General features: G+C 67.1%; 11 protein-coding genes. 6 read left to right on the plus strand and 5 right to left on the minus strand.

The genetic code is table 11. The features are described 5' to 3' along the window. The first annotated feature begins 189 nt into the window (after positions 1-189). Entirely contained in the window at positions 190-1,425 is a 1,236-nt protein-coding gene (locus tag ACRDTL_RS09135) for a WS/DGAT domain-containing protein (RefSeq protein ID WP_431506390.1), read from the plus strand. Between the two features lie 6 nt (positions 1,426-1,431). Here the strand turns inward: ACRDTL_RS09135 and ACRDTL_RS09140 are convergent, their stop codons facing one another. From ACRDTL_RS09140 to ACRDTL_RS09150, 3 genes are read right to left on the minus strand one after another with little or no spacing between them, the layout of a single operon-like run. Next, positions 1,432-2,031: a MarR family transcriptional regulator gene (locus ACRDTL_RS09140; RefSeq protein WP_431506391.1), complete on the minus strand. Its 600-nt coding sequence runs from the start codon at positions 2,029-2,031 to the stop codon at positions 1,432-1,434. Next, positions 2,028-3,542: a pyruvate, phosphate dikinase gene (locus ACRDTL_RS09145; protein WP_431506392.1), complete on the minus strand. Its 1,515-nt coding sequence runs from the start codon at positions 3,540-3,542 to the stop codon at positions 2,028-2,030. The genes ACRDTL_RS09140 and ACRDTL_RS09145 overlap by 4 nt, the downstream gene beginning before the upstream one ends. 9 nt (positions 3,543-3,551) lie before the next feature. Next, positions 3,552-3,974 (minus strand): NADPH-dependent F420 reductase, encoded by a 423-nt coding sequence (locus ACRDTL_RS09150; RefSeq protein WP_431506393.1) that lies wholly within the window; start codon positions 3,972-3,974, stop codon positions 3,552-3,554. A gap of 187 nt (positions 3,975-4,161) precedes the next feature. On the opposite strand from ACRDTL_RS09150, the gene ACRDTL_RS09155 reads away from it, so the two are divergent. Both ACRDTL_RS09155 and ACRDTL_RS09160 read left to right on the plus strand, forming a co-directional pair. Continuing rightward, positions 4,162-4,371 (plus strand): winged helix-turn-helix transcriptional regulator, encoded by a 210-nt coding sequence (locus ACRDTL_RS09155; RefSeq protein ID WP_431506394.1) that lies wholly within the window; start codon positions 4,162-4,164, stop codon positions 4,369-4,371. Beyond that, on the plus strand, positions 4,368-4,877 hold the full coding sequence (locus tag ACRDTL_RS09160) for a DoxX family protein (protein WP_431506395.1): 510 nt from the start codon (positions 4,368-4,370) through the stop codon (positions 4,875-4,877). Before ACRDTL_RS09155 ends, ACRDTL_RS09160 begins: the two co-directional genes overlap by 4 nt. Here ACRDTL_RS09160 and ACRDTL_RS09165 read toward each other — a convergent pair. Both ACRDTL_RS09165 and ACRDTL_RS09170 read right to left on the minus strand, forming a co-directional pair. After that, positions 4,861-6,249, minus strand: a complete 1,389-nt coding sequence (locus tag ACRDTL_RS09165) for a flavin monoamine oxidase family protein (protein ID WP_431506396.1) — start codon at positions 6,247-6,249, stop codon at positions 4,861-4,863. The two genes, ACRDTL_RS09160 and ACRDTL_RS09165, sit on opposite strands and share 17 nt — an antisense overlap. An 88-nt stretch (positions 6,250-6,337) precedes the next feature. Then, a complete protein-coding gene (locus ACRDTL_RS09170) occupies positions 6,338-7,792 on the minus strand; it encodes a short-chain fatty acyl-CoA regulator family protein (protein WP_431506399.1) in 1,455 nt (484 codons plus the stop codon). A 128-nt stretch (positions 7,793-7,920) separates the two neighbouring features. Between ACRDTL_RS09170 and prpD the strand changes: the two genes are divergently transcribed. From prpD to ACRDTL_RS09185, 3 genes are all read left to right on the plus strand, one after another. Next, positions 7,921-9,426 (plus strand): 2-methylcitrate dehydratase PrpD, encoded by a 1,506-nt coding sequence (gene prpD, locus ACRDTL_RS09175; RefSeq protein WP_431506397.1) that lies wholly within the window; start codon positions 7,921-7,923, stop codon positions 9,424-9,426. Then, a complete protein-coding gene (gene prpB, locus ACRDTL_RS09180; RefSeq protein WP_431506398.1) occupies positions 9,423-10,340 on the plus strand; it encodes a methylisocitrate lyase in 918 nt (305 codons plus the stop codon). Before prpD ends, prpB begins: the two co-directional genes overlap by 4 nt. Further along, positions 10,337-10,426: hypothetical protein (locus ACRDTL_RS09185; protein WP_431506400.1), on the plus strand; the 90-nt coding region annotated here is incomplete at its 3' end. The genes prpB and ACRDTL_RS09185, both read left to right, overlap by 4 nt.

Consider the following 10,426-nt stretch of genomic DNA (forward strand, 5'->3'; position numbering starts at 1 on the left):
AACGAACTCCTCACCCTGACCTCCAGCAAATCCGGACCCAAAACCAACGCCCGTGCCGCTACGCGCGCACCCTCAAATGAGGCAACCAGAAGCTCGACGCGCGCATCTTGACATGAGGCAACACGCAAACCGTCATTGTGGATAAAGACGCAACTGTGGACAACCGGGAAGCAGCCCTACTCTGGTGACATGCCGGCCCGGATGGCGGCGGTCGACGCCCAGTTCTACTGGATGTCGGCCAAGATCCCCAGTGACCAGTTCCTGCTCTACGCGTTCGCCGGCGAGCCGGATTTCGACCGCGCTATAGAGGAGGTCCGCTTCCGGGCCCGGGCCTGTCCGCATCTGGTGATGCGGGTCGACGACGGATCCGCGTTGACCTATCCGCGGTGGGTGCCGATGTCGCTCGGACCGACGCAGCTGCGCCGCCACCGGCTCGACGACGACAGCTGGTGCGGCTGTCTGGACGCCGTGGTGCGGCTCGCCGACGATCAGTTGGACGTCCGTCGGACACCGTGGCGGCTGCACCTGTTTGCGCCCATCCGCGGCATTCCGGGCAGCAGCGGCGCCGGCACCGTCGCGGTCCTGCAGGTCGCGCACGCGCTGGCCGACGGCGCGCTTGCCTCGGCGCTGGCGGGTTGGCTGTTCGGGCGGACGACACCGGTGCCCGACGTGACCCCGACGACAGCGGGATTTCTGCCGTGGCGCGCCCTGGCGGCGGCGCGCGCACACCGTGAGCTGCTCCGAGAGACCGAAAACGGACGGCTGGGCCACCCGGTCGGATCCCGGCCGTTGCTGTTGACCAATACCCGCCCGGCCGGGACACGTACCGTGCGCACATTGGTGCGGCAGCGCACACAGCTGGCCGGCCCCACGGTCACCCTCACGGCGCTGGCAGCGATATCGAGCGCGCTCGCAAAGCATCTGGGCGATTCGGCGGCTTTGCTGGGAGCCGAAGTGCCGATGGCTAAACCCGGTGTCCGACAAGCACATAATCACTTCGGCAACGTCACCGTCGGTCTGTATCCGGATCTGCCGCCAGCGGATCGTATCGAACGGATCGCCGCGGACCTGGCCAACGGTCGTCGTCGGTTTGAGCACCGGGCAGCACGCACGGGCTCTCGGGCGTTCGCTGCGGTTCCCGCCCCGCTGCTGCGCTGGGGTGTCGCCCGGTTCGACGTCAATGCGCGGCCAAACCTGGTGTCCGGCAACACCGTCGTATCCAGCGTCTACCGAGGGCCCGCCGACTTGCGCCTCGGTGACGCGCCCGTGGTGCTGACCGCCGGCTATCCGGCGTTGTCGCCATCGATGGGTCTGACCCATGGCATACACGGCATCGGCGACACCGTCGCGATCAGCGTGCATGCGGCCGAATCCGCGGTGGGTGACATCGACGCCTATGTGCGACGGCTGGATGCGGAGTTGTGACGAAACCTACTGTGCCTCGTCGGCTTCCGACTCGCGAGTCAGGCCCGCGACGAGTATCAGCTCTTCGTGCAGCTCGAACCACACGGTGTGGTAGGAGTCGATGATCGGCCGGGACAACCAGACGAGGTCACCGGCGTTAAGCCTGTCGAAAGCCGACTGCAACTTGACCGAGTACCGGTCCAGCCTCGGCAGCTGCGCCGCCGCCGCGGCGATGATCGGCACCACTCGCTGATGCACTCGGTCGAGGCGGGCCAGGATCGCCGCATCGTAGGAGCGGTCTTCGTGGGTATTGGGTTGGCCGTCTTTGACCTGCCAATCGGTAACCACTGCCTTGAATTCGGCATTCACCGAACGAAAGTCGTCGTAGACGGCCGCCAGCGCGGCCGTATCGGCATGCTCGCGTTCCCGGGTGAGCAACTCAGCCAGCCGCCCGCGCCCCTCGGGGGTGATCCGCAAGACCGCGCCATCGACCAACAAGCCCGACCGCGTCAGGTGATCGACAGTACCGGCGACGTCGGCGGAATCCTCACCCAACGTCCCCGTCAGGTCGGCCAGACTAACCCGGCTCTTCAGCCGAACCGCCTGCAGCACAGTCAATTCGCTCATATATCCTCGGACAGCCGTAGTGCGGTCAGCATCGTCATCAGCGGGCTGGTATCAGCGGCGTGCCCGCGCAGCGAGCTGAGCCGGCGTGCGATCTCGGTTAACTCACGCAGCTCCGGCGTGTCCTCCTCTGACCAGGCGCTCAGCGGCAGGACGCCGTCGCGCACCTCACCCACGTTGCCGTCGATGGTGATCAGCCTGCCGGCCAGCGATTCCACGACCCCGGGGCCACAGCCCACTACCGCCACCCGGCCGAGCTCCCGGCTGACCACCGCCGCGTGGCTGGTGGCACCGCCGGTTTCGGTGACCACGCCGCGGGCGACCAACATGCCCTGAATATCCTCGGGGCTGGTGTGGTTGCGCACCAAGACGACGTCGCGCCCGTTGTCGGCGGCCTCCACCGCCGCATCCACCTCGGTGTACGCCCGTCCCGAGGCGACACCCGGGCTGGCAGGCAGACCTTTAGCCAAAAGCGGTGCCGCCAACCCGGTTTCCGGCTGCAGCGACGGCTGCAACAGCGCCTCGACGTGGGCCGGACTCACCCGCCGCAGGGTCTCGGCGTCGTCGATCAGTCCGTCGCGGCGCAGGTGCAGCGCCAACCGCACCGCCGCCTGCGCCGAGCGCTTGGCCGCCCGGGTCTGCAGCAGCCACAGCGTGCCGTCTTCGACGGTGAATTCGACCTCCTGCACCTCGGAGGTAAGTCGTTCCAGCGTGCGGACGGCGGCCGTGAGCTCGTCGTATATCCGCGGTTGCCGGTCGCGCAATGCGGTGATCGATTCGACGTCGACGGTGCCGGACACCACGTCGTCACCCTGGCCGCCAAGCAGCCACTCGCCGAACTCGTGGTCAGCACCGGTCAGGGGGTCCCGCGAAAACACCACGCCGGCACCGGAATTGGTGGCCATATTGCCGAACACCATGGCCTGTACCACCGCAGCGGTGCCGCCGTGGTCATCGAGGCCGTGGTAAGCGCGGTAGGCGGCGGCGCGCGGCGATTGCCACGACGCGAAGACCGCCTCGATCGCTGCCCGCAGCTGTAGGTACGGATCGTCGGGCACCGTATCGGCGACGACGCGCCGATACAAGCGGGTGAACCGCCGGCGGGTGTCGCGGGCGAACGTGGCGGTGCCCTGCGCCGCCAGGGCCTGTTCGACGGTGTCGCACATGCCCAGATCCAGCACCGTGTCCATCATGCCGGGCATCGACATCGCGGCCCCGGAGCGCACGCTGACCAGCAACGGATGCGGTCCCCGGCCGAACGTGCGTGCGGTTGCGGCTTCCAGCCCGCGCAGACCGTCAAGCACGTCGTGCCAAATCGCATCCATCGTCGGCCGCTGTTCGGCCAGATACCGGGCGCCCACCGCGGTGGTGATGCAGAACGCCGGTGGCACCGGCAGCCCGTGGCCGCGCATGGTGTCGATTCCGTAGCCCTTGTGGCCCAAGAGCTCCGGCGGGCACGTCGCGTTGCCGTCCAAAAACAGGACGGCAGGCGTACCGGACGCGCGTCGTGACACGCACCGAGGTTACCTTCCGGCAAACTCCGGTCGGGCGCGCAGCAGCCCGAAGCCGAAGTTCGTGCCAAACCCGCGCCACAGGGCCAGATGGATCCAGAGCAGCGCATACGGCTCGAGCAACCTGGCCAGCGTCAGGCCGCCGACGTCAACGGCTTCGAAACCGAGCTCGGTGACCAGCGCCGTGGTCGCCGACTTGGCGTCGTCGTCGTCACCGCAAACGAACATCACCGGTTGGCCGGACAGTTGTGGCCCATCCATCATCGCCGCGCCGATCTGGTTCATCGCTTTGCAGACCCGTGCGCCCGGCGCCCATTCCGCGACCTGTTCGGCGCCGGATGTGGTCAGCCCGACCTCAAGTCCGGCGAAGTCGGCGGTCAGCGGGTTGGTGCAGTCGACGAGCGTCTTCCCGGACAGGTCACCGCAGCTCTGCACCGCCTGCCGGGTGCCCTGCCATGGTGTGCGCCACGCGGTGCCCAGAGCGATTCCGACATTCCCGGCTCCAATGATGGCGATTTTGATGTCAGGCTCCTTGCGGGTCGTTCGCGGGCGTTTTGGACGCTACGTTGAACCCTGGTACCGGACAAGAACGTACTTTCAAGTGGGTAGCTGATCCGGAGGTATGACCGACGGTGCCCAACGGTTCGCGGAATTGCGGCGCAAGACGCGCGGAATCAGTGAACGAATTCTGTCTCGACAACTGCGCGAGCTGGAGTCCGACGGAATCGTCCATCGTGAGGTATTTGCGGAGGTACCGCCGCGGGTCGAGTATTCGCTGACCGAAAGCGGCATATTGCCGCGGGTGCCGCATGATCTAAGTTGGCGTCTATGACTACTGCCTACGATGTCATTTTGCTGATCCTGCGGCTTGTGGTGGGGCTGACGCTCGCCGCGCACGGCTACAACAAGTTCTTCGGCGGCGGCCGGATTCCGGGGACCGCGCGCTGGTTCGAGAGCATCGGGATGAAGGCCGGCACGTTCCAGGCGGTGGTCGCGGCCAGCACCGAGATCAGTGCCGGACTGGGGCTGGCCGCCGGCCTGCTCACCCCGATTCCCGCGGCCGGTTTTGTCGCGCTGATGTTCGTCGCCGCGTGGACCGTGCACCGGCCGCACGGCTTCTTCATCATCAACGAGGGCTGGGAGTACGTCCTGGTGCTCGCGGTCACCGCCGTCGCGGTGACGACGGTGGGTCCGGGCGGATACAGCCTGGATCGGCTGATCTTCGGGCGGCTGTACTACGGTTGGCCCGGCCTGTTGATCGCAGTGCTGCTCGGGTTGGCCGGCGCGATCGGTCAGCTGCTGATGTTCTACCGGCCGCAGGTCAAGCAGTCGCAGTAGTTCCCGCGGCGGCCGTTTCGAGCGCCATCACCTCGGCCGCCGCGCGCTCGCCGGAGCGCACCGCGCCGTCGACCCATCCGCACATGACGGCGGAGCTCTCCGTCCCCGCCCAGTGGATCAGACCGCAGGGCTCACGCAAGGCCTTGCCGAACTGGGTCAACACGCCGGTCGGGGCATGGCTGAGCATCCCGCCGCCCGAATAGCGCTCGATACTCCAGTTTTGTTCGTGGTAGCCGACGGGAGACCCGGCCCGCTCGCCGAATCGGTCAACCAGCTCGCGGATTATCGCCGCCTTGCGATCGGTGTCGGCGAGCTGTCCCAGCTGCCGTGCGGCCGGACCTTCGGTGATCACGCACATGACGCCCGGCGTGCCGGTGTCGGTGCAGGCGTCGATGGTCAGGGTGGCCGGCGATCCCGGCGCTGCCGTGGTGCCGGAGAGGCCGTCCGCGCGCCAGAACGGCTCGTCGTAGACGACCGAGGTCTTGACGATCGCGCCGCTCGGCATCCGCTGATGCAAAAACGATCGATCCATCGGCAACATCGGCTGGTAGTCGATCTGGCTCGCGATCGCCAGCGGAACGGCCACGATCACCCGCCGGGCGCGCACGCTCAGCTCATCGGATTCGACCGTGACGCCGTCGGCGTCCTGGGCGATGCGCCGCACCGGCTGTGACAGCTGCAGCGCGTCGCCGAGCGCGACGGCCATCGAACGGTAGATCGCACCCATCCCGCCGACCGGGCGGGCATCCTGGGCGCCGTCCTTGTTCGATACGACGAAGTCTGGCCCGCCGCCCGACGCCATCTGGTAGAGCATCCACAGCAACGACACCTCCGATGCGGCCGAGGTGTAGGGGCCGGCCAGGGCCATATCGAGCATCTCGCGGGCCTGCGCCGACCACAGATTCTTGTCCAGCCATGCCGCCAAACTGGTCTGGTCCCATTCGGCGGCCTTCCTCGCTTCCCAAGGCGCTTCCAGGGGAATCGCTCGGCACATCTGCCGCACCTTGAGCAGACCGACACCGAGGTTGGTCGTCGCCCACGCGCTCACCGTCCACGGGATTGCGCCGGCGTAGCGGTGCTGCTTGCCGTCGACGATCATCATCGACTCGCCGTCGACGTACTGCTTGTAGGCCGGCACGCCGAATTCGTCCATCAGCGCGTAGATCCGATCCTGGCCCGGTCCGATCCAGGCGCCGCCGCGGTCGATCCATGAGCCGTCCGCAAGGACGTCGGTGTACGTGCGCCCGCCGGCGCGGTCACGAGCCTCCAGCAGGGTCACCGAGCGACCGGCCTGTTTCAACCGCAGTGCGGCGGTCAAACCGGCGAATCCCGCACCTACCACGCAATAGTCGACCTCTGCACTGCTCGGCACGAGCAGCAAACTACACCGGTCGTGATGTGCAAAATGCGGATCCGGCAAAACTCTGCCCGGTGCCGGTTCCCCCGTGCCCTTAGCTGAACTAATTCGATTGATCCGCCGTGTGATTCGGCCAATGCGTCGATCTGTCCGGCGAGCAGCCCGGTGGCGAGTAGGGCAGGCTGCTGCCGGTGTCCTCGTCGACGACGACATGGCCGCCGAGGTATGGAAACGCGCGCTGCGCGCATGCCGTGCGGTTGCAGATCTTGCAGCCGGCTCCGATCGGGACCGCGGTGGTCGGGTCGTCGAGCACGACGCCGGTGGAGTAGACGAGTTTGTCTGCGTGGGCCAGGTCGCAGCCCAAGCCGATGGCGAAGCCTGTGTCCTGGCCGAGATATCCACGTCCTTCGGGAGTGGTGGTCTTGGCCACCCAGAAATACGAGCGGCCGTCGGGCATCTGCGCTACCTGGGTGACGATCCGTCCCGGCTGGGCGAAGGCGTCGTGCACCACCCACAGCGGGCAGCTGCCCCCGACCCGGCTGAAGTGAAACGCGGTGGCCGACTGGCGTTTCGAGATGTTGCCGGCCTTGTCGGTGCGGACGAAAATAAACGGCACTCCACGCAGGCCGGGGCGCTGTAGTGTCGACAGCCGGTGGCAGACCGTTTCGAAGCCCACCTCGAATCGGCGGCTGAGCAGGTCGACGTCGTAGCGCAATTCCTCCGCGGCCCGGTGGAATTGGCGATACGGCAGCAGAAATGCCCCGGCGAAGTAGTTCGCCAGCCCGATCCGGGCGACACCACGGGCTTCGTCACTTAGCTGGCCGTCGGTGGCGACGATGGCCGAAATCAGCTCGGACTGGCTGACCAGTGCGAGCTGGGTTGCGATCTGGAACGCGCGCTGGCCCGGTAACAGCCAGTGTGCGACCCGCAACACCTGAGTCGCCGGGTCGAAGCTGCGCTTGGTGGTTTCGGTCAGCTCCGCGTCGACGACCACGGTGATGCCGAAATTCGCCAACAGTGCCGAGAGCTGGTCGTCCAGTCCACCGATGCGCATCCCGTTCTCCGCGGACATCTGCTCGGCCGCGACATCTAGCTCACCGATGTAGTTGTTGCGGTCGTAGAAGAAATCGCGCACCTCCTCGAACGGCATCGGGCGCTCGGGCGGCAGCGACGTCTCCGTGGTCGCGCGGGACCGATATGCCTCCAGTTCCTCGGTGGCGTCGCGCAGCCGGCGGTGCACGGCCACCAGGGAGCGGCCGACTTCGGGCATCCGGGCGACCAACTCCTCGACCTTGGTGCGGCTGATGTTCTCGACGGCCGCGGCGGTGAAGACCTCGGACAGGTCGGCGATAAGCCGGGCGTCGGAATCGGGAGAGAAGTAGTGCGCCGGCAGATCGAAGCGTTCGGTGAGCGCCAGCAGCACCGGCACCGTGATCGGGCGCTGGTCGTTCTCCAGCTGGTTGACGTAGCTGGTCGACAGCTGCAGCGTGCGGGCCAGCGCTGCCTGGGTGAGTCCCTGTTCCTCGCGCAGCCGCCGCAGCCGGGCGCCGGAGAACATCTTCGCCACCGCACACAGGGTACTCCTAGCACTATTCGCAATATTCGCAATGGGGCCAGGATGAGAACGCAGAATTACGCATTTGCGAGGACTTTCACCATCTGCGACGGGTGCGTAGTGTGCGGATTATGTTGATTCATTCCGTTCGGACCCACCGCAGCGCCGACGACTTTCCGCGCGCCGAACATCTCGCCTACAAGATCGCGCAGGTGGCGGTCGATCCGGTACCCGTGCCGCCCGAGACCGAGGCGATGGTGATCAACCGGATGATCGACAACGCGGCGGTCAGTGCCGCGTCGGTGCTGCGGCGACCGGTCACCGTCGCGCGCGAGCAGGCGCTGGCACACCGGGCCCGGCCGGGGGCGACCGTCTTCGGCGTGGACGGCTCCTACTCGGCGGAGTGGGCGGCCTGGGCCAACGGGGTCGCTGTGCGCGAACTCGACTTCCACGACACGTTTCTGGCCGCCGAGTACTCCCACCCCGGCGACAACATCCCGCCGCTGGTGGCGGTCGCCCAGCAGCTCGGCGTGCGCGGCGCCGACCTGATCCGTGGCGTGGCGACGGCCTACGAGATCCAGATCGACCTGGTCCGCGGGATTTGCCTGCACGAGCACAAGATCGACCACGTCGCCCATTTGGGACCGTCGGTGGCGGCCGGGCTCGGCACCATGCTGCGGCTTGACGTGGACACCATCTACCAGGCGATCGGGCAGGCGCTGCACCTCACAACGGCCACCCGGCAATCCCGCAAGGGTTCGATTTCCAGCTGGAAAGCGTTTGCACCGGCGCACGCCGCCACGGTGGCCATCGAGGCCGTCGACCGGGCGCTGCGCGGCGAGGGTTCGCCGGCACCGATCTGGGAGGGTGAGGACGGTGTCATCGCCTGGCTGCTGTCGGGTCCCGGGCACACCTACCAGGTGCCGTTGCCCGCCCCGGGCGAGCCCAAGCGCGCCATCCTGGACAGCTACACCAAGGAGCATTCCGCGGAGTATCAGAGCCAGGCTCCGATCGACCTGGCCCGCCGTCTGCGTGAGCGCATCGGTGACCTCGGTCAGGTCGCGTCGATCGTGCTGCACACCAGTCACCACACCCATGTGGTGATCGGAACGGGCTCGGGGGACCCGCAGAAGTTTGATCCCGATGCCTCGCGGGAAACCCTCGACCATTCGCTGCCCTACATCTTCGCCGTCGCTCTGCAAGACGGCACCTGGCACCACGAGCGCTCCTATGCGCCCGAGCGTGCGCACCGGACCGACACGGTCGAGTTGTGGCGCAAGATCTCGACCGTCGAGGACCCGGAGTGGACCCGCCGCTACCACTCGACCGACCCGGCCGAGAATGCATTCGGGGCACGCGCGGAGGTGACGCTCAAAAGCGGCGAGGTGATCACCGATGAGCTGGCCGTCGCCGATGCGCATCCGCTGGGCGCGCGGCCGTTCGGGCGCCAACAGTACGTCGGCAAGTTCACCGAGCTCGCCGACGGTGTGGTGGAAGCCGCCGAACGGCAACGGTTCCTGGATGCCGTCGAGCGTGTCAGCGACCTGAAAGGCGGCGCGCTGGGCGCGCTGAACGTGCGGGTGGTGCCCGAGATGCTGGACAAAGCGCCGACCATTCCGTCGGGGATCTTCCGGTGACCGGGCTACTGGGCGCGACGACGAGTCCCACCGACAAACGAGTGGCGTTTCGGGCCGGGCTGGACTCCGGTCGGTTGCAACGCTTTCCGGGTGCGTTCACACCGCTGGTAGCGAAGCTCGTCGCCGAGATCGGTTTCGAGGGGGTCTACGTCTCCGGCGCCGTGTTGTCGGCCGACCTCGGGTTGCCCGATATCGGTTTGACCACGCTGACGGAGGTGACGGCCCGTGGGGAGCAGATCGCCGCGGTCACCGACCTGCCCACCCTGCTCGACGCCGACACCGGATTCGGTGAGCCGATGAACGCGGCGCGCACCGTCACCGTCCTGGAGGACGCCGGACTGGCCGGCTGCCACCTCGAAGACCAGGTCAACCCGAAGCGGTGCGGGCATCTCGACGGCAAGGCCGTTGTCCCGACTCAGGAGATGGCCAAGCGGATACGCGCGGCGGTGGCCGCGCGCCGGGATCCCAACTTCGTCGTCTGCGCCCGCACCGACGCCGCCGGGATCGAGGGCGTGGCGGACGCGATCGGCCGGGCGCGCGCCTACGCCGACGCGGGCGCCGACATGATCTTCACCGAGGCGCTGACCGATGCGGGCGAGTTCGAGCGGTTCCGGGCGGCGGTGGATATCCCGTTGCTGGCCAACATGACCGAGTTCGGTAAGTCGCCGCTGCTGAGCGTGCGGCAATTGTCCGACATCGGCTACAACGTCGTCATCTACCCGGTCACAACACTGCGGCTGGCGATGTTCGCCGTCGAGGCGGGCCTACGCGAAATCGACTCGGCGGGCACACAATCCGGCCTTCTGGACCAGATGCAGCATCGCAGTCGGCTCTACGAGCTACTGCGTTACGCCGACTACAACCAGTTCGACAACGACATCTTCAACTTCACACTGAAAGGAGGTAGCCGATGAACGCGACCGCTGAGATCCACAAGGGTCTGGACGGTGTGGTCGTCGACACCACCGCCATCTCCAAGGTGGTCGCGGAGACCAACTCG

This window comes from Mycobacterium sp., from assembly GCF_050700595.1.
Lineage (GTDB): Bacteria > Actinomycetota > Actinomycetes > Mycobacteriales > Mycobacteriaceae > Mycobacterium.

Coding starts and splice junctions, on each gene's coding strand:
- ACRDTL_RS09170 (WP_431506399.1), bottom strand. CDS start 7,792: ATGTTCTCCGGCGCCCGGCTGCGGCGGCTGCGCGAGGAACAGGGACTC.
- prpD (WP_431506397.1), top strand. CDS start 7,921: ATGTTGATTCATTCCGTTCGGACCCACCGCAGCGCCGACGACTTTCCG.
- ACRDTL_RS09140 (WP_431506391.1), bottom strand. CDS start 2,031: ATGAGCGAATTGACTGTGCTGCAGGCGGTTCGGCTGAAGAGCCGGGTT.
- ACRDTL_RS09160 (WP_431506395.1), top strand. CDS start 4,368: ATGACTACTGCCTACGATGTCATTTTGCTGATCCTGCGGCTTGTGGTG.
- ACRDTL_RS09135 (WP_431506390.1), top strand. CDS start 190: ATGCCGGCCCGGATGGCGGCGGTCGACGCCCAGTTCTACTGGATGTCG.
- ACRDTL_RS09155 (WP_431506394.1), top strand. CDS start 4,162: ATGACCGACGGTGCCCAACGGTTCGCGGAATTGCGGCGCAAGACGCGC.